The 23,162-nt window shown below is 65.4% G+C and carries 23 protein-coding genes and 1 pseudogene; 15 read left to right on the top strand and 9 right to left on the bottom strand.

Annotation, left to right across the window (positions count from 1 at the left end; genetic code table 11):
• Positions 1 to 59 precede the first annotated feature (59 nt).
• The gene (gene aspS, locus DEM25_RS11510; protein ID WP_109765906.1) at positions 60 to 1,859 is read right to left on the bottom strand and encodes an aspartate--tRNA ligase; all 1,800 of its coding nucleotides are present in this window, start codon (positions 1,857 to 1,859) and stop codon (positions 60 to 62) included.
• A gap of 178 nt (positions 1,860 to 2,037) precedes the next feature.
• Here aspS and DEM25_RS11505 point away from each other — a divergent pair.
• Positions 2,038 to 3,247 (top strand): annotated as a pseudogene (locus DEM25_RS11505) (MFS transporter).
• Positions 3,244 to 4,449 carry a ribonuclease D gene (gene rnd / locus DEM25_RS11500; protein WP_109765905.1) on the top strand — a complete coding sequence of 402 codons (1,206 nt, stop codon included), beginning with the start codon at positions 3,244 to 3,246 and terminating at the stop codon, positions 4,447 to 4,449. The pseudogene DEM25_RS11505 and the gene rnd overlap by 4 nt, the downstream one beginning before the upstream one ends.
• On the opposite strand, the gene ppx is transcribed toward rnd, so the two are convergent.
• The 5 genes from ppx to DEM25_RS11475 all read right to left on the bottom strand — a co-directional run bounded on the left by ppx (position 4,385) and on the right by DEM25_RS11475 (position 10,690).
• Positions 4,385 to 5,941 carry an exopolyphosphatase gene (ppx, locus tag DEM25_RS11495; RefSeq protein WP_109765904.1) on the bottom strand — a complete coding sequence of 519 codons (1,557 nt, stop codon included), beginning with the start codon at positions 5,939 to 5,941 and terminating at the stop codon, positions 4,385 to 4,387. The genes rnd and ppx overlap by 65 nt on opposite strands.
• Before the next feature lie 38 nt (positions 5,942 to 5,979).
• Positions 5,980 to 8,118, bottom strand: a complete 2,139-nt coding sequence (locus tag DEM25_RS11490; RefSeq protein ID WP_281004545.1) for an RNA degradosome polyphosphate kinase — start codon at positions 8,116 to 8,118, stop codon at positions 5,980 to 5,982.
• A 170-nt stretch (positions 8,119 to 8,288) separates the two neighbouring features.
• Positions 8,289 to 8,987: an HdaA/DnaA family protein gene (locus DEM25_RS11485; RefSeq protein ID WP_109765903.1), complete on the bottom strand. Its 699-nt coding sequence runs from the start codon at positions 8,985 to 8,987 to the stop codon at positions 8,289 to 8,291.
• A 24-nt stretch (positions 8,988 to 9,011) separates the two neighbouring features.
• Positions 9,012 to 10,115, bottom strand: coding sequence for an AI-2E family transporter (locus DEM25_RS11480; protein ID WP_109765902.1), 1,104 nt, complete (start codon positions 10,113 to 10,115; stop codon positions 9,012 to 9,014).
• Positions 10,112 to 10,690 (bottom strand): CDP-alcohol phosphatidyltransferase family protein, encoded by a 579-nt coding sequence (locus DEM25_RS11475; protein WP_245412882.1) that lies wholly within the window; start codon positions 10,688 to 10,690, stop codon positions 10,112 to 10,114. Before DEM25_RS11475 ends, DEM25_RS11480 begins: the two co-directional genes overlap by 4 nt.
• A gap of 166 nt (positions 10,691 to 10,856) precedes the next feature.
• Here DEM25_RS11475 and purM point away from each other — a divergent pair, with 166 nt between their 5' ends.
• The 6 genes from purM (at position 10,857) to DEM25_RS11445 (ending at position 15,214) form a co-directional block, all read left to right on the top strand.
• The gene (gene purM / locus DEM25_RS11470) at positions 10,857 to 11,939 is read left to right on the top strand and encodes a phosphoribosylformylglycinamidine cyclo-ligase (protein ID WP_109765901.1); all 1,083 of its coding nucleotides are present in this window, start codon (positions 10,857 to 10,859) and stop codon (positions 11,937 to 11,939) included.
• Positions 11,936 to 12,526 (top strand): phosphoribosylglycinamide formyltransferase, encoded by a 591-nt coding sequence (purN, locus tag DEM25_RS11465; RefSeq protein ID WP_281004543.1) that lies wholly within the window; start codon positions 11,936 to 11,938, stop codon positions 12,524 to 12,526. Before purM ends, purN begins: the two co-directional genes overlap by 4 nt.
• Positions 12,523 to 13,371, top strand: coding sequence for a 23S rRNA (adenine(2030)-N(6))-methyltransferase RlmJ (locus DEM25_RS11460; RefSeq protein WP_109765900.1), 849 nt, complete (start codon positions 12,523 to 12,525; stop codon positions 13,369 to 13,371). Before purN ends, DEM25_RS11460 begins: the two co-directional genes overlap by 4 nt.
• Before the next feature lie 98 nt (positions 13,372 to 13,469).
• Complete coding sequence (locus tag DEM25_RS11455) at positions 13,470 to 13,904, top strand: hypothetical protein (protein ID WP_109766148.1); 435 nt, start codon at positions 13,470 to 13,472, stop codon at positions 13,902 to 13,904.
• 6 nt (positions 13,905 to 13,910) lie between these two features.
• Complete coding sequence (locus DEM25_RS11450) at positions 13,911 to 14,585, top strand: ribonuclease T2 family protein (RefSeq protein WP_109765899.1); 675 nt, start codon at positions 13,911 to 13,913, stop codon at positions 14,583 to 14,585.
• A gap of 11 nt (positions 14,586 to 14,596) precedes the next feature.
• The gene (locus tag DEM25_RS11445; protein ID WP_109765898.1) at positions 14,597 to 15,214 is read left to right on the top strand and encodes a glutathione S-transferase family protein; all 618 of its coding nucleotides are present in this window, start codon (positions 14,597 to 14,599) and stop codon (positions 15,212 to 15,214) included.
• 58 nt (positions 15,215 to 15,272) lie between these two features.
• Here the strand turns inward: DEM25_RS11445 and DEM25_RS11440 are convergent, their stop codons facing one another.
• Positions 15,273 to 15,920, bottom strand: coding sequence for an outer membrane protein (locus tag DEM25_RS11440; protein WP_109766147.1), 648 nt, complete (start codon positions 15,918 to 15,920; stop codon positions 15,273 to 15,275).
• Positions 15,921 to 16,181: 261 nt separating this feature from the next.
• Here DEM25_RS11440 and DEM25_RS11435 point away from each other — a divergent pair, with 261 nt between their 5' ends.
• The 6 genes from DEM25_RS11435 (at position 16,182) to DEM25_RS11410 (ending at position 21,448) form a co-directional block, all read left to right on the top strand.
• The gene (locus tag DEM25_RS11435) at positions 16,182 to 17,138 is read left to right on the top strand and encodes a calcium/sodium antiporter (RefSeq protein WP_109766146.1); all 957 of its coding nucleotides are present in this window, start codon (positions 16,182 to 16,184) and stop codon (positions 17,136 to 17,138) included.
• A 20-nt stretch (positions 17,139 to 17,158) separates the two neighbouring features.
• On the top strand, positions 17,159 to 17,938 hold the full coding sequence (locus DEM25_RS11430; RefSeq protein WP_109765896.1) for an SDR family oxidoreductase: 780 nt from the start codon (positions 17,159 to 17,161) through the stop codon (positions 17,936 to 17,938).
• Positions 17,919 to 20,012, top strand: a complete 2,094-nt coding sequence (uvrC, locus tag DEM25_RS11425) for an excinuclease ABC subunit UvrC (RefSeq protein ID WP_439650682.1) — start codon at positions 17,919 to 17,921, stop codon at positions 20,010 to 20,012. The genes DEM25_RS11430 and uvrC overlap by 20 nt, the downstream gene beginning before the upstream one ends.
• Before the next feature lie 90 nt (positions 20,013 to 20,102).
• A complete protein-coding gene (gene pgsA / locus DEM25_RS11420; protein WP_109765895.1) occupies positions 20,103 to 20,699 on the top strand; it encodes a CDP-diacylglycerol--glycerol-3-phosphate 3-phosphatidyltransferase in 597 nt (198 codons plus the stop codon).
• A gap of 1 nt (position 20,700) precedes the next feature.
• On the top strand, positions 20,701 to 20,964 hold the full coding sequence (moaD, locus tag DEM25_RS11415; RefSeq protein WP_109765894.1) for a molybdopterin converting factor subunit 1: 264 nt from the start codon (positions 20,701 to 20,703) through the stop codon (positions 20,962 to 20,964).
• Positions 20,965 to 20,971: 7 nt separating this feature from the next.
• Positions 20,972 to 21,448, top strand: coding sequence for a molybdenum cofactor biosynthesis protein MoaE (locus DEM25_RS11410; protein ID WP_109765893.1), 477 nt, complete (start codon positions 20,972 to 20,974; stop codon positions 21,446 to 21,448).
• On the opposite strand, the gene trhA is transcribed toward DEM25_RS11410, so the two are convergent.
• Positions 21,445 to 22,107, bottom strand: coding sequence for a PAQR family membrane homeostasis protein TrhA (trhA, locus tag DEM25_RS11405; protein WP_439650681.1), 663 nt, complete (start codon positions 22,105 to 22,107; stop codon positions 21,445 to 21,447). The genes DEM25_RS11410 and trhA overlap by 4 nt on opposite strands.
• 139 nt (positions 22,108 to 22,246) lie before the next feature.
• On the opposite strand from trhA, the gene DEM25_RS11400 reads away from it, so the two are divergent.
• Positions 22,247 to 22,681 (top strand): acyl-CoA thioesterase, encoded by a 435-nt coding sequence (locus DEM25_RS11400; protein WP_109765891.1) that lies wholly within the window; start codon positions 22,247 to 22,249, stop codon positions 22,679 to 22,681.
• A 53-nt stretch (positions 22,682 to 22,734) separates the two neighbouring features.
• On the opposite strand, the gene ndk is transcribed toward DEM25_RS11400, so the two are convergent.
• A complete protein-coding gene (gene ndk, locus DEM25_RS11395) occupies positions 22,735 to 23,157 on the bottom strand; it encodes a nucleoside-diphosphate kinase (protein ID WP_109766144.1) in 423 nt (140 codons plus the stop codon).
• Positions 23,158 to 23,162: the final 5 nt, after the last annotated feature.

Genomic DNA, 23,162 nt, shown 5'->3' with positions numbered 1-23,162 from the left:
GACCGGTGGCCAGGCGGCCTGCCGCCGCCCGGCCCGGGCTCGTGTCCCTGACGGAATTGTTATGAGTCGGCGGGAGCTTTTGCCTGCGGATTGATCCGCAGATTGAGTTCGCGCAGCTGCGCCGGGCTGGCTTCGGCGGGCGCTCCCATCAACAGGTCCTGCGCCTGCTGGTTCATCGGGAACAGCGTCACCTCGCGCAGGTTCCTGGCGCCGACGAGCAGCATGACGATCCTGTCGACACCGGCCGCCATGCCGCCATGGGGCGGCGCGCCATAATGGAACGCCCGGTAAAGGCCGCCGAAGCGCTCCTCGACCACTTTCCCATCGAGACCGGCAATGGCGAACGCCTTGACCATCACCTCGGGCAGATGGTTGCGGATGCCGCCGGAAGCGATCTCGAAACCGTTGCAGACCAGATCATACTGCCATGCCTTGATCGACAGCGGGTCTTCGGTCTCCAGCGCGCCCAGGCCGCCGCGCGGCATGGTGAACGGGTTGTGGCCGAAATCGACGCGCTTTTCGTCCTCGTCCCATTCAAAGAACGGGAAATCGACGATCCAGGCCAGCTCGAACCGGTCGCGGTCGATCAGATCGAGTTCCTCGCCCGCGCGGGTGCGCGCATCGCCGGCAAAGGAGGCGAACTTGCGCGGGTCGCCGGCGGCAAAGAAGCAGGCATCGCCGGCCTTCAGGCCCAATTGCAGGCGGATCGCTTCGGTGCGTTCGGGGCCGATGTTCTTGGCGATCGGACCAGCGCCTACGACCTGACTGTCTTCCTCGCGCCAGAAGATGTAGCCCAGACCCGGCTGCCCCTGCCCCTGCGCCCAGGAGTTCATCCGGTCGCAGAAGGCGCGGCTACCGCCGGTCGGCGCTGGAATCGCCCAGACGGCGCCACGCGCATCGTTGGCCAGAATGTTGGCGAACACCTTGAAACCCGAGCCGCGGAAGTGCTCGGAGACATCCTCCATGGTGATCGGGTTGCGCAGGTCCGGCTTGTCGGTGCCGTATTTCAGCATCGCCTCGTCATGGGGGATGCGGCGGAATTCGGGCGTCACGGGCTTGCCGTCGGCAAACTCCTCGAACACGCCGCGGATCACCGGTTCCATCGCCGCGAACACATCGTCCTGCTCGACAAAGCTCATCTCCAGGTCGAGCTGGTAGAACTCGCCGGGCAGCCGGTCCGCGCGCGGGTCCTCGTCACGGAAGCAGGGGGCAATCTGGAAATAACGGTCGAAGCCCGAGACCATCAGCAGCTGCTTGTAGATCTGCGGCGCCTGCGGCAGCGCGTAGAATTCTCCGGGATGAATGCGCGAGGGGACAAGGAAGTCGCGGGCGCCCTCGGGCGACGAGGCGGTCAGGATCGGCGTCGAAAACTCGGCAAATCCGGCTTCTTCCATGCGCCGGCGCATCGAGGCGATCACCTTGGTGCGCGTCATGATGTTGGCGTGCAGCGTGTCGCGCCTGAGGTCGAGAAAACGGTATTTGAGGCGAATGTCCTCGGGATAGTCCGGTTCGCCGAACACCGGCAGCGGCAGTTCCTCGGCCTTGGACAGCACTTCGAGATCGCGCGCATAGAGCTCGATCCCGCCGGTCGGCAGGTCGTCATTGACGAGATCGGCGGCACGTTCCTTGACCTCGCCGTCGATGCGCAGCACCCATTCGGATCGGACCGTTTCGGCCTTGGCGAAACAGGGGCTGTCGGGGTCGGCGACGATCTGGGTGATGCCGTAATGGTCGCGCAGATCGATGAACAGCACGCCGCCATGGTCGCGCACGCGGTGAACCCAGCCCGCAAGCCGGACGGTCGAGCCGGCGTCGGATTTGCGCAAGGCGCCACAGGTGTGGCTGCGGTAACGGTGCATGACTGGCCTCATTGTGGATCAGGGCTGCGGCGCCCATGCCGCGCGCAATTGCCTGGTCGGGAAAACGGGCGGAAAAGCGCATGCGCGCCCGCTTTTGTCAAGAACCGCCCTTGCCGCGGCGGGCATTTGTTGCTGTACGGGGAAGTCGGCCTTTGCCCGCTCGTCCGGATCGCTCCCCATGTGGCAGCTTCGCCCGCTCATTCCACTTTTCATCGCCGCCGGCATCCTGCTTGCCGGCAACGGCGTCCAGGGCACGGCGATCGCCATTCGCGGCGCGCAGGAGGGCTTTTCCACTTCGCTGATCGGCCTGATGGGCACCGCCTATTTCACCGGTTTTCTTCTGGGCTGCCTCTACATCACGCGGCTTTTGAACGCGGTCGGTCACATCCGCACCTTCGCCGCGCTTGCGGCCATCGCCGCTTCGGGCACGCTTTTCCTGATGATCGTCATCGATCCGGTCGCCTGGATCATCATCCGCTTCATGGTCGGCTTCTGCTTTGCCGGGCTGTTCACGACGATCGAAAGCTGGATCAATTCCGGCGTCGCCAACGAAACGCGCGGGCGGGTCCTCGCCGTCTACCGCATCGTCGACATTTTCNGTGATGATCACGCTGTCGCTGGTGCCGGTTTCGCTGGCCGACCGGTCCAACCCCAAGCCGCCGGCGGAGTTCAAGTTCGATCTCAAGGGCATTTGGACCCTGTCGCCGCTGGCCTGCATCGGCTGCGTGACGATCGGCGCGACCAATGCCGCGTTCCGGCTGATCGGCCCGCTCTATGCGGAGGGAATCGGCCTGTCGATCACCGATGTGGCGATCTTCATGAGCGTCGGCATTGTCGGCGGCGCGGTGCTGCAATATCCGCTCGGTTACCTTTCGGACCGCTACGACCGGCGCGCCGTGCTGATGGTCACGACAGCGGGCGCGGTTGCCGCCGGCCTTTTCCTGTCGCTGGGCGCAGGCACCTCGCCGCTCCTCAACTATCTCGGCATCTTCCTGTTCGGCGCCTTCGCGCTGCCGCTCTATTCACTCTCGGCGGCGCACGCCAACGATCACGCCAAGCCCGGCGAACATGTCATGGTCGCCGCCGGGCTGATGTTCTTCTTCTCGCTGGGCGCCTCGATCGGCCCCTATGCGTCGTCCGCCTTCGTGCAGGCATTCGGCCCCGACGCTCTGTTCACCTATACCAGCGTCGTGCACGGGGCGCTGATCGCCGCAACCATCTGGCGCATGCGGGCGCGCGGGCCGGTGCCCGCCGATGCGCGCGGCCCGTCCTCGTGGCTGCTGCGCACGTCGCCCGTATTCACGCGGATGGCGCGCGGCAGCAACGGAACCAACAGCGAAAACGGTTCGACAAGCGGCGACACCTCGGCTAAGGACCCGCACCCATGAGGGACACCCATGAATCAGCGCCCGAGCCGATCGGCACGACGGCGGCGCTCGAAGCGGTCTGCGCGCGCATGGCCGCCCACGACTACATCACCATCGACACCGAATTCGTACGCGAGACGACATTCTGGCCGGTCCTCTGCCTGATCCAGGTGGCCAGCGACGACGAGGCCGTGCTGATCGATCCGATGGCCGACGACATCGACCTTGCGCCGCTGTTCGCGCTCCTGGGCGATGAAAGCGTGATCAAGGTGTTTCACGCCGCCCGGCAGGACATCGAGATCTTCGTCAATCTCAGCGGCCATGTCCCGCATCCGATCTTCGACACGCAGGTGGCGGCGATGGTGCTGGGCTTCGGCGATGCGATTGCCTATGACCAGCTCGTCAAGCGCGTTTCTGGCGCCCATATCGACAAGACGTCGCGCTTCACCGACTGGGCGCTGCGGCCATTGAGCGACAAGCAGCTTCATTACGCGCTGGCCGACGTCACCCATCTGCGCGATGTCTACAAGCGCCTGACGGAAATGCTCGAGGAGCGCGGGCGCGCCCATTGGGTGGCCGAGGAAATGGCCGTCCTGACCAGCCCGGACACGTACGACATCAAGCCCGAGGATGCCTGGAGGCGGCTGAAAATGCGCGTGCGCAAGCCCGCCGATCTGGCCGTCATGCAGCGGCTGGCGGCCTGGAGAGAGCGCCAGGCGCGCGAGCGCAACGTGCCGCGCAACCGGGTTCTGAAGGACGATGCCATCTACGAGGCGGCGCAGCAGCAGCCGCGCGACGCGCGGGCCCTGTCCCGGCTGCGGACCATCCACAAGGGCATAGAGCGGTCTGCGGCGGGCGCGGCCATTCTCGACGCCGTCGCCGAGGTCGCCGCGCTCGACCGCGAAGACCTGCCGAAGGTTCCGCGTCCACCCAATTCGCCCGAAGGGGCGGGTGCCGCAGCCGATCTTTTGAAAGTTCTGCTCAAGCTGACGGCGGAACAGCACAACGTCGCGCAGCGTGTGATCGCCACCTCCGATCATCTCGACCAGATCGCCTCGCACGGCGAAAACGCGGATGTGCCGGCGATGCACGGCTGGCGGCGGGAACTGTTCGGGTCGGAAGCGCTCAGGCTCCTGTCGGGCGAGATCTCGCTCGGTTTCAGCGACCGGCGGATAACGACCGTCGATCTGACGGCGGATCGCCAATCGCCAGACCCACATTGACGCCTGTCACCTTGCCAAGCTGGGACAGCCGCGCCTCGGGCCGTTCGCCGGCCAGAGCCGCCCGGTTTGCGGGAACGACAAGCTCCATGGTGCCGTCGTCGGTCTTGCGCCAGCGCAGATCGGCGATGACACCGGGCATGGCGGCTGTGAACAGGTAGGCGACCCGCAAGAAGGCGCCCAGACATTTGGCGCGCTGCCACATGCGTTCCGAGGTCAGCGTCCGGATTTCCGGCGCAAGGCTCTCGTTCTTCAGGCCCTCATAGCGGAAATAGTTGGCAAGGGCGATGAAGGCCCTGCCCTCATGGCTGACCTGAATGAAGCTCGAATAGGCGATGATCGCCAGCGACTGGGCCGAGCGATAGTCGGGATGGGCGCGCCAGCCAATGTCTGCCAGCCGGCATGCGGCATCGCGATAGCGCGCCTCGTCGACGGTCTCATCGATGCCGAAGGCGGCGAAACTGTCGGCAGTCCAGCGCGCCAGTTCCCGGGCGTGGCGCGGCGAGCGCGAGCGCAGCACCGCCAGTTCGTCGGCCGCCTCCAGAAGGCCGTCGCGCCGGCGCATGTCCCCGTCGAGCTGGCCGAACAGATAGCCCTCGCGGACGCCAAGCGCCGAAAAGGCGATGGCCGAGGGCTTCATGCGGCGGATGATCTCCAGAAGGACGATCGCGCCGAAAGGCAGCAGCGCCCGGCGCGACGAGGAAATGATGTGAATGCCCTTGAGCTTGTCGAGGTCGGCCTCGACAAGCTTGCGCAGGAACTTCTGCGCCTGATCGGGCGTGATCTGATAGCCGTGGGTGACGCGCAGCGGATAGCCGGTTTCCTCCATGTGCAGTTTGGCGATGGCACGCCAGGTGCCGCCGACCGCATAGAAGACACGGCCCTTGCAGGCGTCGGCCATTTTCGAGCCGGCGATCAGCTTGCGGGCGATCTTCTCGGCCTCGCGCAGATCGCCGCCTGAGGCGTCCTGCAGCCGGATGCCGCCGAGCGGCAGCGTCACGCCGTCGCCGATCGCCTGATCCCTGACATCGACCATCTCGACGCTGCCGCCGCCCAGATCGCCAGCGACGCCGTCGGGCGCGCGAAAGGCGGAGATCACGCCGAAGGCCGAATAGCGCGCTTCCTCGGCACCGGTCAGGATGCGGATTTCGGCGCGCAGGATCGCCTGCGCCCGGCCGATGAAGTCGGGACCGTTTTCCGCTTCGCGCGCGGCGGCGGTCGCCAGCACATGCAACGTCTCGACACGAGCCTGGTCGGCGAGCGCCCGATAGCGGGCGAGGGCCGCAAGCGCCCGTTCGACGGCGTCCTCGTCCATGCGGCCGGTCTGCGCGATGCCGCGCCCGAGCCCGCAGGAGACCTTTTCGTTGAACAGGACCGCCGGCGCGCGGACCATGCCCTCATAGATGACGATGCGAACCGAATTGGAGCCGATATCGACGACGCCGACAGGCGCGCGATTCTTCAGCCGGCCCTGGGCGTCTTCGGTTTCAATCATTGACCAAAGCCCTGTCATTCCGCCCGGTCCAAAACGCGTCAGGCCTTGGTTTGGACCCGTTTGCGGTGCGCGATCAATTGCGGCGCGGAAGATTTCAACGACTTTCCGCGACCCGACAGGCTCGGATTGGTCATGAAATAGGTCTGCGCGTCAAATTCTTCCTCGTCCGCCCCCGGTTCGATCCGGCGCGACCGGCCGTTTTCGAGCACCTCGTAGCTCTGCTGATTGTCGAGCATGTTGGCCAGCATGATCTGGCTGAGCACCTGCTCGTGCACGGTCTCGTTTTCCAGCGGCACCAGCGTTTCCACGCGGCGATCGAGATTGCGCGGCATCAGGTCGGCCGAACCCATGTAGATGATCGCATCCTCGGACGGCAGGGCGTTGCCATTGCCGAAGCAATAGATGCGGCTGTGTTCGAGGAAACGGCCGACGATCGACTTGACGCGAATGTTTTCCGAAAGGCCGGGCACCTGCGGGCGCAGGCAGCAGATGCCGCGCACCACAAGATCGATCTCGACGCCTGCGGCACTGGCCTCGTAGAGCGCGTCGATCAGATGGCCGTCGACCAGCGAGTTCATCTTCATCCAGATGCCGGCCGGCCGGCCCGCGCTCGCATGAGCCGTTTCGGCATCGATCAGGCCCACCAGCCGGTCGCGCATATGCATGGGCGAGACGGCAAGACGCATGTCCTCGGGCGGGTCGGCATAGGAGGTGATGAAGTTGAAGACCTGCGCCACATCGTGGGCCAGAACCGGATCGCAAGTGAAGTAGGACAGGTCCGTATAGATCTTCGCGGTTATGGGATGATAGTTGCCCGTGCCCAGATGGACATAGGAACGCAGCCCGTTCTCCTCGCGGCGCACGACGAGCGACATCTTCGCGTGCGTCTTCAGTTCGACGAAGCCGAACACGACCTGCACGCCGGCGCGCTCGAGATCGCGCGCCCAGCGGATGTTGGCCTCCTCGTCAAAGCGGGCCTTGAGCTCGACAAGCGCGGTCACCGACTTGCCGGCCTCGGCGGCGTCCATCAGCGCGCGGACGATCGGGCTGTCGTTCGAGGTCCGGTAGAGCGTCTGCTTGATGGCGATGACGTCCGGGTCGGCCGCCGCCTGACGCAGGAACTGGACGACCACGTCGAAGCTCTCATAGGGATGGTGGACGAGGATGTCCTTCTGGCCGATGGCGGCGAGACAATCGCCATTGTGCTCACGGATACGCTCGGGAAAACGCGCGGTGTAAGGCGCGTAGAGCAGATCGTCGCGCGGCACCTTGACGATCTCCGAGACGGTGGTGAGCGCCAGAATGCCGGGCTGAACGGAGACCCGCGCCTCCGGCACGCCCAGTTCATGGGCGACAAACTCCCTCAGGGTTCGCGGCATCTCATGGTCGAACTCGATGCGGATCACCTGGCCGCGGCGCCGGCGCTTGAGCGCGCTCTCGAAGAACCGCACCAGGTCTTCGGCCTCTTCCTCGACCTCCAGATCGCTGTCGCGGATGATGCGGAACGTGCCCTGCCCGCGTATCTCGTAGCCGGGATAAAGCTGGGCGATGTAAAGGCCGACAATGTCCTCAAGCGAGATGAAGCGGAAATTCGGCGCCTCGGTGGGCAGCGCAACGAAGCGCTTGAGCGCGGTCGGCAGGCGCAGAAGCGCGTTCATGACCTTCTTGGTCGTGCGGTTGACCAGTTGCAGCGCGATCGAAAAGCCCAGATTCGGAATGAACGGGAACGGATGCGCCGGGTCGATGGAAAGCGGCGTCAGAACCGGAAAGATCGTCTGCAGGAACTCGTCCTCCAGCCATTCGCGGTCCTCGTCGGTCAGGCTCTCGGCCCGGACGATCGCGATGCCGGCCTGCGCCATCTCCTCGCGCAGTTCGGACAGGACGACCTGCTGTTCGGTCTGGAGGCGGGCGATTTCCTCGAGCACCATGTCGAGCTGGTCTTCCGGCGTGCGTCCGTCGACCGAGCGTTCGGAAACGCCCTCGCGGACCTGACCGGCAAGGCCGGCGACGCGGACCATGAAGAACTCGTCCAGATTGGCCGCCGAGATCGACAGGAACCTGAGGCGTTCGAGCAGTGGCTGACGCTCGTTGCGGGCCTCGTCCAGAACGCGCCAGTTGAACTGCAGCCAGGAAAACTCGCGGTTGATGAAGCGCGAAGGGTCGTCCTGGGCGATCATCGCCACGGGCGACGTCGGTGCGCCGTGCACCTCGCCCTCATTCTCATAACTGGCGGCGACCTCCTGAAGGTCCGTCTTGTCCATGGCCATTCCCGTGCTGCGGTTTCGCTCCGCCCTAGTCCACAATTACCACGATTTGGTGACAGTGCGAGCGCTTCGGCCGATCATGCTTAAAGGCCCAGCCGGCCCTGATCCTGCTGTGAAATCTCGCGCAGCACTTCGGCGGCCAACGGCCGCGTGATCGACATTTTGCGGGCCAGCGCCACCTCGTCGAGCCGCACCACGATATCGGCGAGTGCCGACAAGGAACGTTCGAGACGCGGCAGCAGATAGGCGACCACCGCCGGATCGACGGCAACCTGCCGGTCGGCGAAGAGCTTGACGGCCACCGCGCGCAACAGATCGTCGTCGGGCAGGCCGAGGCTGGCGACCGTTGCCGCACGGAAGCGCGAAATCAGGTCGGGTGTGGCAAGAGACCAGCCGGACGGGGCGGTCTCAGCGGTGATCAGGATCGATCCGCCCGAGCCGCGCACCGCGTTCAGAAGGTGGAAGAAGGCCGCCTCATCCAGCCCGTCCGGTGCCAGCCCGTCGCACAGGACCGGCGTGCCCGCCTGGGCTGCGTCGAGGTCGGCGGTAGAGGGCCGCCGCGGATCGGCCATCGCATGGGCGCCGGACACCGACCGCCAGACAGAGGCAAGATGCGTCTTGCCGCTGCCCGGGCCGCCTGCGACCGCCGCAAAGGGCGATGCCCACTCCGGCCAGCGATCGACCAGCGCCGCCGCGTCGCGATTGGCATCGGTGACGATCAGGTCCTCGCGCGTCAGAGATGGCGCGCGGCCCAGATCAAGCAGCATCTGTCGGTCGGCCATGACGGTCCCATCATCGCGTCCGGGCTATCGGCCCTGATCTTCGGATGACCCCGCATACAGGTCGGAATCCAGATATCGGCCGACGGCAAAGCGCACCAGAACGCCGACTGCGGCGGCGGCCGGAACGGCGATCAGCATGCCGGTAAAGCCCAAAAACGAGCCGAAGGCGAAAAGGGCGAACATCAGCCAGACCGGGTGCAGGCCGACGCTGTCGCCGACCAGCTTGGGCTGCAGAATGTTGCCTTCGACGGCCTGGCCGCCAAAGAAGATGGCCGCGATGACCAGAATCATGATCCAGTCCGGCCAGAACTGCACCAGCGCAACGCCGATCGAAAGCACAAGCCCCACCAGAGAGCCGACATAGGGAATGAAACTGATCAGGCCGGCGAAAAGGCCGATCAGCAGGCCAAAATTGAGGCCGGCGATGGTCAGGGCGATCGCATAGAACAGGCCGAGGATCAGGCACACGGTTCCCTGCCCGCGAATGAAACCGGCAATCGCCCCATCGACATCGCGGCTGATCGCGCGCACCGTCTCCAGATGGTCGCGCGGGATGCAGGCATCGATGCGCGCGATCATCCGGTCCCAGTCGAGCAGCATGTAGAAGGCGACGACAGGGGTCACCACGAACAGGCCGACAATGTTCAATAGCGCCATGCCGGACGACCAGATGCCCTGCGCGATGCCGGACAGGAAGCTGGCGCTCTGCGCCAGAAGCTGGTCGACTCCGGCGGGCAGCTGGCCCGATTCAAGATCGAGAAGACCGTTGAGCCAACCCGCGTCGATCGGCAACGCGGCGGCAAGTTCGCGGATACGGGCGAGGTAGGACGGCAGGCGGTCGATGAACTCGACCAGCTGGCTGGCCAGAACCGGAACGATCACCAGCAAGGCCAGCGCGAACACCAGCACGAACAGCGCCAGGATCAGCGATGTCGCGGCCAGCCGCGACAAGCCGCGGCGCTCGAAGAAGTCGGCGACCGGATCGAGGAAGTAGGCCAGCGCAAGGCCGGCCAGGAACGGCAAAAGGATGGAGCGGAACACGTACAGGAACGCGATCATCACGACGAGCGCACCGACCCAGAAAAACGCCTGGCGGCGCAGCGTGCGCGTTGAGATATGCTCGCTCATCTGCTGTATCCGCCTCGCCCCATATGCCGCACGAACACCACGCCATAGGTGGCAAATGAGGCCAAGGTCAAGGCAGCGGTGGCCCAGACGACCGCCGCGATTGCCGGGCTCGCCGCAATGGAAAAGGCATTGGCGCCCAGCACGAGCGTGATCAGCGCGATCTGTGCGGCCGTGGTCGCCTTGGAGACAAACATCGGGCGGATGGTCAGCGGCTTGCCGCGCCATTGCGCGATCCCGACGCCGGCAAGGATCAGAACATCGCGCAAAACGGCCAGAGCGACGAGCCAGAACGGGACCAGTCCGGCTGCGGCGAGAAGCACGAAGGCGGTGACCAGCAATGCCTTGTCGGCGACCGGATCGAGCCAGGCGCCGAGCACCGAGCCCTGGTTGAACCAGCGCGCGATGATGCCGTCGACCGCATCGGAAAGGCCGGCGGCGGCGAACAGCCAGAATGCAGGCATCCATTGGCCGGTCACCATCAGCCAGCCGAGCAGCGGCACAGCCGCGATCCGAGCCAGCGTTATAGCGTTGGGAACCGTCATCAGGGCCGATGCTGGCGGGTCATGGTGCGTCATGGCTCACATATGGCCGACCGGCGCGGCCATTCCAAGACGGCGGCTGGCCGTTTTTGGCCGCCGGAACGCTCCGATTTTCTGTGGCCGCGGCGGATCGGGCGTGGCATCGCGCGGGCCGATGCCATATGAGCGCGGTCAGACGAACCGCCGATGACGAGAGCAGCCAATGAACGATACGGAAAAGGTCGATGCGCCCAACGGGCTGACCTATGCCGATGCGGGCGTCGACATCGATGCCGGCAATGCGCTGGTCGATGCGATCAAGCCGCTGGTCAAGTCGACGGCGCGGCCGGGCGCGGACGGGGCGATCGGCGGATTTGGCGGCCTGTTCGATCTGAAAGCCGCAGGCTTTTCCGATCCGGTGCTGGTGGCGGCCAATGACGGCGTCGGCACCAAGCTCAAGCTCGCCATCGAAACCGGCATTCATGACACGGTCGGCATCGATCTGGTGGCCATGTGCGTCAACGATCTGGTGGTTCAGGGCGCCGAGCCGCTGTTCTTTCTGGACTATTTCGCCACCGGCGCCCTCGATGTCGCGCAGGGCTCGGCCGTTATCAGTGGCATCGCCAAGGGCTGCAAACAGGCCGGATGCGCGCTGATCGGCGGCGAGACCGCGGAAATGCCGGGCATGTATGCCGGCGGCGATTACGATCTGGCAGGCTTTGCCGTGGGCGCAGCCGAGCGCGGCACGCTCTTGCCAAGGCAGGACATGAAGCCGGGCGATGTCGTCCTCGGGCTGGCCTCGGCCGGCGTTCACTCCAACGGCTTTTCGCTGGTCCGCCGGATCGTCGAGATGTCCGGCATCGGGTTGGACGATGCTGCCCCGTTCGACGCCGACCGGACGCTGGGCGCGGCCTTGCTGGAGCCGACGCGCATCTATGTAAAACCGCTTCTGACGGCGATCCGCTCCAGCGGCGCGGTCGCGGCCCTGGCGCATATCACAGGCGGCGGGTTGACCGAGAACCTGCCGCGCGTGCTGCCCGAGACGCTTTCGGCCGAAATCGATCTCGGTGCCATCGCCGTCCCGCCGGTCTTTTCCTGGCTGGCCGGGACAGGCGGCGTGCAGACCGACGAGATGCTGCGCACCTTCAATTGCGGTGTCGGCATGGTGGTCGTGGCCGATGCCGACAAGGCGCCGGCAGTCGCAGCCGCGCTGGCCGATGCGGGCGAGACCGTCATGGAGATTGGCCGGCTGGTGCCCCGCGAGCGCGGACCGGCGGTCGGCTATCGCGGGACCTTGGCCCTGTGAGCCAGGTCGGCAAACGCCGCGTCGCGGTGCTGATCTCCGGGCGCGGATCGAACATGGAAGCGCTGGCCGATGCCTGCGCGGCAGACGACTATCCCGCAACAATCGCCGGCGTTCTTTCAGACCGGGCCGACGCTGGCGGTCTGGCGACCGCCGCGCGGCGCGGCATTGCGACCGCTGCCCTGCCCCGCGCCGATTTTGCCGACAAGGCCGCCCATGAGGCAGCCATCGGTGACCAGTTGCGCGCCTGGGACACCGAGTTCGTGTGTCTCGCCGGCTTCATGCGCCTTCTGAGCGCCGACTTCCTGGCGCCATGGCAAGGCCGGATCGTCAACATCCACCCCTCGCTGCTGCCGCGCCACAAGGGGCTCGACACCCATGCCCGCGCGCTGGCGGCGGGCGATGCAGAGCATGGCTGTTCGGTGCACCATGTCACCGCCGGCATGGATGAAGGACCGGTGATCGCGCAGGCGCGCGTGCCTGTACTGCCCGGCGACACAGCGGACACGCTGGCCGCGCGGGTTCTGGTCGAGGAGCATCGGCTCTATCCCGAAGCGCTGGCAATACTGATCGGGCAAACCGCGCGATGAACTACCGGCATGCCTTTCACGCCGGCAATTTCGCCGACATCGTCAAGCACGTCATCCTGTCGCGCGCGCTGACCTATCTGCAGCGCAAGGACAAGCCGATCTTCGTGCTCGACACCCATGCGGGCGTCGGCTCCTACGATCTGGAAAGCGAGCAGGCCGCCAGGACGGGCGAAGCCGACGACGGCATCGGCCGGCTCTGGCCGCATTTGGCCGACGCGCCGGACGCGGTTGGCGCGCTGCTCGCGCCGTTTGCCGATGCCGTGAAATCGCAGAACGCGGGCGATACGCCGCGGTTCTATCCGGGGTCGCCGGCGCTGATCGCCCGTCTGATGCGCCCGCAGGACCGAGCCGTGTTCTGCGAACTGCATGCGGACGATCAAGCCGCGCTTGCGGCCCGCTTCGGGCGTGCCAAACGCATACGCGTCAACCACATGGATGGCTGGCAGGCGCTCAGGACGTTGCTTCCGCCGCCCGAGCGGCGCGGGCTTGCCATCATCGATCCGCCATTCGAGGCGCGCGATGAGTTCGACATGATGCTGGACGGGCTCGAGGCGGCCGTGCGCCGCTTTGCCACCGGTACGTTGCTCGCCTGGTATCCGATCAAGCATGAGGCAGCGATCGCGGCGTTCCGCACAGGTCTCGGCCAGCGCTTCAAGGGCGCGCTGCTCGTCGAAACGGCCGTCGCGGCCCCGGCGGCAGATGCGACGTTTCGCGGCTCGGGCATGGCGATCATCAATCCGCCATACACGCTGGCGTCCGAACTGGAGACGCTGCTGCCGTGGCTGATGGCGCGGCTGGAACGGGAGCCGGGCGCCGGTGCGTGGCGGATCGAACCGTTGAGTTGAGGCAACGGCAACAACAAATCCGTGGTCGGCACGTTGCCGCGCTTGGCCTTGGCGGGCCCGCTTGCTATGCATCGCGCAGGCAAGGCACGGACAGGCAGATGATCAAACTATCGCTGAAATGCGCGGCGCTCGCCGTCGCGCTCGTAATGGCCATGCCACAGGCATCGGCGCACGAACCCTATTATCCGTTGCGCGAGAGCGCCGAATGCGCCGATCCGGCGATGATCAAGAAGATCAAGGCGCGTTTTGCCCATCAGGCGCGGCATGTGCACCATCGCGGCGATCTGGCGATCGCCGACATCACCGGCGTCCACCAGCACCGCTACCTGCCACAGGATGCGCATGATGCGCGGCCGATTCCCCGGCGCTACTGCCATGCGACCGCGCACCTGTCGGACGGGCGCGAACGCAAGATCTGGTATCTGATCGAGGGCGGCGCCGGGTTCGCCTCCATCGGTTCGAACGTCGAATTCTGCGTCTCCGGCTTCGATCGCTGGAACGTCTACAATTCGGCCTGCCGCGTTCTGCGCTGAGCCATTATGCGCCCTCTTGCCGTTCTGGTGCTGCTTGCCGCCGCCGTTCTGAGCGCCTGCGACGCGCCGGCTGAGTCCACCGGTTCGCCGACATCGCTTCCGCTCGGCGAGGGTTTCGACTTCTACGTCCTCGCCCTGTCATGGTCACCGGGCTATTGCGCATCGGAAGGCGAGCGCGCCAACAAGCAGCAATGCGGCCAAGGCGCCGATTTCGACTTCATCGTCCATGGCCTGTGGCCGCAGTTCGAGCGCGGATGGCCGGAGTTTTGCGAAACCGGCGAACCGCTGTCGGTGCCACGGGACCGGGCCGAGGCGATGGCCGACATCATGCCGTCGACCGGTTTGGTCCGGCACCAGTGGAAAAAGCACGGCAGCTGCTCGGGTCTGAGCCAGGCCGACTATTTCGCCACCACCCGCGCCGCCCTTGCCAAGATCGCCATTCCCGATGCGTTCCGTGATCGCACGAGGATCGACCGGCTCGAGCCTGAAGACGTCGAACAGGCGTTCCTCAATGCCAATCCGGGCATGCCGGCCGGCTCGGTCGCGGTCACCTGCGACCGGCGGTTCCTGCGCGACGTGCGCATCTGCCTGACGCGCGATCTGGCCGGCTATGCAGCTTGCCCCGAGGTCGATCGCCGCGATTGTCCGTTGCCGACCGTCGTCGTGCCGCCCTCCCAGTGAAAGGAGCCACCATGCCAACTCTTCTTTATTCGCCGGCCTCGCCCTACAGCGCCAAGGTGCGCATGGCCGCGCGGTATCTCGAGATCACGCTCAAGCTCGACATTGCGCTGACGCCGAAGATCATCGCAACCGGCGAAGCGCCGCCCGAACTGACGGGCGCCAACCCGCTGGGCAAGATCCCCACGCTGGTGCTTGATGACGGCACGGCGATCTTCGACAGCCGGGCGATCATGGGCGAACTGGACCGGATGAGCGGCAACAAGCTCTATCCGAGACCGAAGGACAAGAGGCGCAAGGCCGACATTCTGGAAGCGGCGTCGGACGGTCTGTGCGACGTGCTTTTGGCGCAGGTCTATGAGCGCCGCATGCGGCCCGAGGAAAAGGTTCACACGCCCTGGCTCGACTATCAGGCGCGCAAGGCCGAGCGGACTTTCGACTGGCTTGAGATGGAAGTGCCGGCATTGCGCGGCCGCCTGCATGGCGGGCATTTTGCGCTCGCCGCGGCGCTTGGCTACGCCGATCTGCGCTTTCCCGAGCTGAACTGGCGCCGCGGCCGGCCGCGGCTGCGGCGTTTCATCGCCCGGTTTGCCGAGGCATTTCCGGACTATGAGGTTTTCAAACCGTCCTGAAGCAATGAAAAAAGCCGCGCCCGGTGGACGCGGCCTTTCGGTCGACAAGAGCAGATGATCAGAACTTCAGGCCGATACCGGCGCGGATGGTGTTCTCCTGAAAGCCCGAGGAGACGACCGTGCCGCCCAGATTGAAATTCTTGTCCTGATAGTCGGTGTAGCGGTATTCCAGCCGGCCGAACACATTGTCGGTCAGCATGGCGTCCGCGCCGACACCGGCGGTCCAGCCCAGATGGGTGTTCTCATCGGAGTTCACGCCGGCTGTCACCTTCGCCTGCGTGGCCGCGCCACCGGCGGTCGCGTAGATCATGAACGGGTCGAACGAGTAGCCGACGCGTGCGCGCAGCGAACCGAATACGCCCTGCTCGGCGAGCGCGCCGCCCAGCGTGCCCTGTGCGCCCGAATAGCCAAGATCGGCCTCGGCACCGTAGACGAACGCGCCGTCCTGGAAATTGATGCCTGCGAAAGCGCCGCCCGCGGCGCCGTCGGCATTGATATCACCAATGGAGGCGTCGAACTGGCCGAAATTGTAGGCGCCGAATGCGCCGGCATAGAAGCCGGACCAGGTGGCGGTGGGCGTGAATTCAACCGGCGGGGCTGCCGGCGGCTCGGGCGGAAGGGCGACGGCATCGGCCGCCATTGCCGCGCCGGCACTCGTCAGGACGGCTAGCGAAACGGCCGCCAGAAGCGTCGATGTCTTTTTCATGTCAGAACTCCAAAACTCTGCGTGGTCCCGGCGGCGCGAGCCGCCCATGGGTGCCCCCAAGCTCCATGACGGGAAATGGCGTGCAATTGCGGCAAAGCCGCATCGCAAATTGGGAGTTTCGGTGACGCAAATGTGGCGGTTCCGCAGCGTTGCATTTGTGCCACAGGCCGGCCGTGCCGATTTTCCGGCCGCGCTGTTTCATTTGCCGGCCAAGCGCATATATAGGCGTCTCCACCTCTCACGCGCGCAGTGATCCCTGACATGCTGTTTGACATCGCCATGCTCGTTGCCGGTCTGGTGCTCCTGGTCTTTGCCGGCGACTATCTGGTCAAGGGCGCGGTCGGGCTGGCGGAAAACCTCGGCATTCCGGCGCTGATCATCGGCTTGACGATCGTCGCCTTCGGCACATCGGCGCCCGAACTGTTCGTCGCGCTGCAATCGGCGCTGACCGGTGTCCCCGATATCGCCACGGGCAATGTGGTCGGCTCGAACATCGCCAATGTGCTGCTGGTGATGGGTCTGCCGGCGCTGTTTTCGCCGATCCATGCCAACCAGCGCGGCCTGTCGCGCAACGTCGCCGTGATGCTGGCATTCACGGTCGCGTTCATGTGGCTGATCAGCGACGGGATGCTCAGCCGACTGGAGGCGATGGGGCTGTTCGGCGGGCTGATCGTCTTCATCGTCGCGCAGGGGATCCGCGCGCGCCAAGCCATTGCCGAGGCCGACGAAGAGGAAGTGCCCGGCGACTATCACGACGAAATCGGCGAGGCTCCGCACAGCCCGGCGATGATCGCGGTGTTCCTGATCGGCGGCATCATCGGCCTGCCGGTCGCGGCCCATTTCACCGTCAGCGGCGCGTCGGGCATCGCAACCGCGTTCGGCGTTTCGGAGGCAGCCATCGGCCTGACGATCGTCGCGATCGGAACGTCGCTGCCGGAGCTGGCCACGACGCTTTCGGCGGCCATGCGCAAGGAAGCGGATGTGGCGCTCGGCAACATCATCGGCTCGAACATCTTCAACCTCGCAGCGATCATGGGCATCACCGGCATGGTCATCGCCGTGCCCGTCTCGCCGGACATCATCATCCGCGACAACTGGGTGATGCTGGCGACCTCGCTGCTGCTGGCGACGATCTGCTTTGCCCGCATCACGACCGGCAAAGTGCTGGGTGCGGCTATGCTTGCGGGCTATCTGGCCTATGTCGTGGTGGTCTTCTAACGACCCTTGCGAGGCTGCCCTTGGCCGAACACGACCACAAAAAGAAAAGACCCGCCGTTCTTGTGACGGGCGGCGCCAGGCGGATCGGCCGCGCCATCGTTGCCGACCTTGCCGCCAACGGCTTCGATGTCGCCATCCACGCCAGCTCCTCGATGGCCGAAGCGCGATCCCTTGCCGCATCGCTGTCGGCCTTGGGCGGCCGCGCGGTCGCGCTGCAGGCCGACCTGACCGATGCCGCACAGGCCCGCGCGCTTGCCGGACTTGCGGCCGAGGCGCTGGAACGGCCGATCGATATTCTGGTCAACAATGCATCGGTCTTTCTCGATGATGCCGTCGGCGCCATAGATGACGGCATCTGGGACGCCCATTTCGACCTGCACGTGCGGGCGCCGGTCTTGCTCGCCCAAGCGTTTGCAAAAGCGCTTCCCGGCGACCGTCACGGTCTGGTGATCAACATGATCGACCAGCGTGTCTGGAAACCGACGCCGCGCTTTTTCTCCTATACGCTGTCGAAATCTGCGCTCTGGACGGCGACGCAAACGATGGCGCAGGCGCTGGCGCCGCGCATCCGCGTCAATGCGATCGGTCCCGGCCCGACGCTGAAGAACCCGCGCCAGAGCGATACCGACTTCGCCGCACAGACCGATTCCGTGCCGCTGGGCCACGGGCCAAACCTCGCCGAGTTCGGCGCGACGATCCGCTATCTGTGGCAGGCGCGCTCTGTGACCGGTCAGATGATCGCGCTCGATGGCGGCCAGCACCTGGCATGGCAGACGCCCGATGCCACCGCTGGAGAATGAGGCGGCGCCTGCAAGGCATTGTCTGCTGACAGGCGCGGACTTGAACCACGCCGCCGACCTGTCCCACATAGATGCCATGGACCAGACCCCGGATACCGATTCCCTGCCCGATGCGGACGCCGCCGTTTCCGGCAAGGCGCTGGCGCGCGATCTGGTCTGGGAACAGCAGACCGCGACCGAAAGCGATCTGGCCGGTCCCGACCTGATCACCGCGCTGGCCAAGCGGCTGCCGAACCGGCCGGGCGTCTATCGCATGTTCAATGCGGGCGGCGACGTTCTTTACGTCGGCAAGGCCAAATCGCTGAAGAACCGGGTGACGAGCTATGCGCGGCTTGGCGGGCACACCAACCGCATCGCGCGGATGATCGCGCAGACCGCGTCGATGGAGTTCGTGACCACACGCAGCGAGACCGAAGCGCTGCTGCTCGAAGCCAATCTGATCAAGCGCCTGAGGCCGCGCTTCAACGTTCTCCTGCGCGACGACAAGAGCTTTCCCTACATCATGCTGACCGCCGACCATACGGCGCCGGGCCTGTTCAAGCATCGCGGCGCGCGCTCGAAAAAGGCCGACTATTTCGGCCCGTTCGCCTCGGCCGGCGCGGTCGGCCGGACCATCAACGCGCTGCAGCGGGCGTTCCTTTTGCGGACCTGCACCGACAGCGTCTATGAGAGCCGGACGCGGCCGTGCCTGCTCTACCAGATCAAGCGCTGCTCGGCGCCCTGCACGGGCGAGATTTCGACGGACGATTATGCCGAACTGGTCGACGAGGCCAAGGCGTTCCTGTCGGGCAAGAGCCGGGCCGTGCAATCGCAGATGGCGCGCACCATGCAGGAAGCAGCCGAGGACCTCGATTTCGAGCGGGCGGCGGTTTATCGCGACCGGATCGGCGCGCTGACCGCAATCCAGAGCCACCAGGGCATCAACCCGCAAGGCATCGAGGAGGCCGACGTCTTTGCCGTCCACCAGGAGGGCGGCGTCACCTGCGTTCAGGTCTTCTTCTTCCGTACGGGCCAGAACTGGGGCAACCGCGCCTATTTCCCAAAGGCAGATTCGTCCATGGAGCCGGGCGATGTGCTCGGCGCGTTTCTGTCGCAGTTTTACGACGACAAGCCCTGCCCGCGCCTGATCCTGCTGTCGCACGAGATCGCCGAAAGCGCGCTGCTCGAGGAAGCGCTCAATCTGCGGGCGGCGCGCAAGGTGTCGATCCTGGTGCCCAAGCGCGGCGAAAAGCGAGAACTGGTCGGCCATGCCCTGGCCAACGCGAAGGAAGCGCTCGGGCGGCGGCTGGCGGAAACCTCCTCGCAGGCCAAGCTGATGAAGGGGCTCGCCGAAACGTTCGGCCTGGAACGGGTCCCGCGCCGAATCGAGGTCTTCGACAACTCCCACATCATGGGCACGAACGCGGTCGGCGCGATGATCGTTGCCGGCCCGGAGGGGTTCGTGAAGAACCAGTACCGCAAGTTCAACATCCGCTCGGAAGAACTGACCCCGGGCGACGATTTCGGCATGATGCGCGAGGTGATGGAGCGGCGCTTTTCGCGCCTGGTGAAGGAGCATGGTCCCGAACGGGACGACAATGGCGACGACACGGACGCGGCAGACCCCGGCACGCTGCCGGCCTGGCCGGATCTGTTGCTGATCGATGGCGGCCTCGGCCAGCTTAACGCGGTCAAGGGCATCCTCAACGATCTGGGCATTGCCGAGCAGATCGATCTGATCGGTGTTGCCAAGGGACCCGATCGCGATGCGGGCCGCGAACGGTTCTTCATGCCCGGCCGCAAGGATTTCTCGCTGCCGCCGCGCGATCCGGTGCTCTATTTCACCCAGCGGCTGCGCGACGAGGCGCACCGGTTCGCCATCGGCAGCCACCGCGCCCGGCGCAAGAAGGAGATGGTGGCCAACCCGCTCGACGAGATCGGGGGGATCGGGCCGGCGCGCAAGCGGGCGCTGCTGCACCATTTCGGCACCGCCAAGGCGGTCGCGCGCGCCTCGGCGGACGACATCGCCAAGGTCGAGGGCATTTCGGATGCGATCGCAGCCCAGATTTACGCCCATTTCCATGACAGCACCTAGGTATCCGGTTTCGGCGCGCTTGACGCTCCGGACGGGCGATGCTGATTAGGACGCCGTGACCACCGAAGCCATGAAGGGCTTTTTTCACCGATGGCGAACACGCCGGCACCCCACACTTTCTCGATCCCGAACCTTCTGACCTATGCGCGGATCGTCGCCGTGCCTCTGATGGTGCTGTGCTTTTTCGCCGAGGGCACCTTTCAGGCGAGCAACGCGGCGCGCTGGTGGGCGCTTGCCATCTTCGTCATCGCCTCGATCACCGATTATCTGGACGGTTATCTGGCACGAAAATGGAAGCAGGGATCGGCCATCGGCAAGATGCTGGATCCGATCGCCGACAAGCTTCTGGTGTCGGTGGCGCTGTTGCTGCTCGCCGCAGAAGGATCGATCGCCGGCTGGTCCCTCTGGGCGGCGATCATCATCCTGTGCCGCGAGATCCTCGTCTCGGGCCTGCGCGAATACCTCGCCGCGGTGAAGGTGTCGGTGCCGGTCAGCCGGCTCGCCAAATGGAAAACCGCCATGCAATTGATTGCCATCGGTTTTCTTCTCGCCGGCCCGGCCGGCGATACGGTCATTCCCCTCGTCTCGGAAACGGGGCTGGTGCTGCTGTGGATTTCCGCGCTGATCACGCTCTATACGGGATGGGACTATTTCCGCTCAGGCATGCGGCACGTGACGGGAGGGTGAAATGAGCCGAAACGTCAAGTTCATCTATTTCGCCTGGGTGCGCGAGCGCATCGGCGTCCAGGAGGAGAGGCTCGACCTGCCGGACGACGTGCGCACCGGCGCCGAGGTCATCACCTGGCTCAAGGGGCTGGGCAAGAATTACGCGCTGGCGCTCGACGATGCGCAGGCGATCCGAATGGCGGTCAACCAGGAGCACATCCACCCCTCCGATACCATCGGCACAGCCCGCGAGATCGCGCTTTTTCCGCCGATGACCGGGGGCTGAACCGGCGATGCGCGCAACGCCCGACATCCGGGTTCAGCCCGAGCCGTTCGATGCGGCGCGCGAATGTGCGGCGATCAGCGCCGCCAGCAACGGCATCGGGGCGCTGGTCACCTTCACGGGCCTGTGCCGCAACGAGGGCGGACGTCTGGCCGCGCTCGAACTTCAGCACTATGCGGGCATGGCCGAAGCACAGATGCGGCGCATCGCCGACGAGGCGTGCGATCGCTGGCCACTCGACGCGCTCGCCGTGATCCACCGGCACGGGCTGATCCGGCCGGGCGAGGGAATCGTCCTCGTCATCGCCGCTGCCGCGCACCGGCGGGCTGCGTTCGAGGCAGCCGACTTCATGATGGACTATCTGAAGACCAGCGCCCCGTTCTGGAAACGCGAACATCTCGCCGACGGCACCCTTGGCGGCTGGGTCGCGGCAAACGAAGCCGACGACGACGCCACGGCGCGCTGGCAAGGCGCCGCGGATCGCTAGAGCCGACAGTCATTGGCGGAAAGAGCTTGTGCGCCTATGCGCCCAGCGCAAACGAGGCGTGGACGATGGCGATGAAGTGGCACGCGGAGGCGGACAGGACGAAGCCGTGCCAAACCGCGTTCTGGTATTTCAGCCCGTCCCACTGGTGGAAGATNCGGCCAGACCAACAGCAGGCTCGCCCAACCCATGGCCAGATAAAGCAGCACTGTGTAGCGATCCAGAATGCCGCCGGAAAACAGCTTGCCCGCCGCACCCAGCAGCGCGGCGGCCCAGATCATCGCCAGCAGCGAATAGGCCAATCCCCCGCCGATCAGGACGACGACCGGGGTGTAGGAACCGGCGATCTTCAGGAAGATGGCGGCCTGGTCGAAACGGCGCAGCAGCGGCCGCGTCTCCGGCCAGGGCGTCATGTGGTAGGCTGCCGAAAAGCAGAACAGGCCAAACACCGTCAGGCCGTAGACGATCAACGCGGAATTCAGCGGCACCGAGAGCGTCGTGAAGGCAAAGGCGTAGACGAAGGCGAAGCCGATCAGGCTGGCAAGAACGCCCAGCACATGGATCGTGCCGTCGGCGATGCGCTCCTCGCGCGCATAGTCCGGATAGTCCGCGCCGCGTGTGGCGACAAACTCGGTATCAGAGGCGACTGCACTCACGTCCATTCCACTTCGCAACTCAACATACTGACGATAACTGAAAAACCTTAGAACGCCCTTAACGGCTTTCCTATGACGTTTTCGTCGCACCCGGCATTGCTGTAGAGCAAGTGCGCACACGCCTTTCGACACGACCGGAGAGACAATGACAGCCGCCGAACCACCGCGCAGCCCATCCGCCTACCCCCATCAGATCACCGAAAGGCTGCGCTTTGGCGACACCGACATGCAGGGCCATGTCAACAATGCCGTGTTTGCGACCCTGTTCGAAAGCGGCCGCGTCGCGTTCCTCTATGATCCCGAACACGGCCTGCCGCCCGAGGGCACCCAGTTCGTCATCGCCGAACTGACCGTCCGATTCGAGCGTGAACTGATGTTCCCCGGAGACGTTCTGGTCGCCAGCGGCGTATCGCGCATCGGCAATACGTCGATGACGCTCGGCCAGGCTCTGTTCGCCGGTGACCAGTGCGTCGCAACCGCCCATAGCGTCATCGTCCTCACCGATCTGAAAACCCGCAAATCGACGCCCCTGCCCGATGCGGCACGGGCGCGTTTCGAGGCGCTGGCCATCGACGCGTGAAAAAGCCGGGCGCTGGAACGCCCGGCCTCAATTGATAGCGCGCGGCTTTCGGTTCAGCCGACGATTTCGGTCTCGGCGAACCAGTAGGCGATTTCCTCGGCGGCCGTTTCCGGCGCGTCGGAGCCGTGCACCGAGTTCTCGCCGATCGAATTGGCGTAGAGCTTGCGGATCGTACCTTCGGCGGCATCGGCCGGGTTGGTCGCGCCCATCACTTCGCGGTTCTTGGCAATGGCGTTTTCGCCCTCAAGCACCTGAACGACAGTCGGGCCCGACGACATGAAGTCGCACAGTTCGTCGAAGAAGGGGCGCTCCTTGTGGACGGCGTAAAAGCCCTCGGCCTGCCGGCGGCTCATCCAGACGCGCTTGGAGGCGACGACGCGCAGGCCGTTTTCTTCGAAAATCTTGACGATCGCGCCGGTCAGATTGCGCTTGGTGGCGTCCGGCTTGATCATGGAAAAGGTGCGCTCGATGGCCATGGTGG

The sequence above is a fragment of the Oceaniradius stylonematis genome, from assembly GCF_003149475.2.
Classification (GTDB): domain Bacteria; phylum Pseudomonadota; class Alphaproteobacteria; order Rhizobiales; family Rhizobiaceae; genus Roseitalea; species Roseitalea stylonematis.
This window is presented reverse-complemented; position numbering and strand designations above follow the sequence as displayed.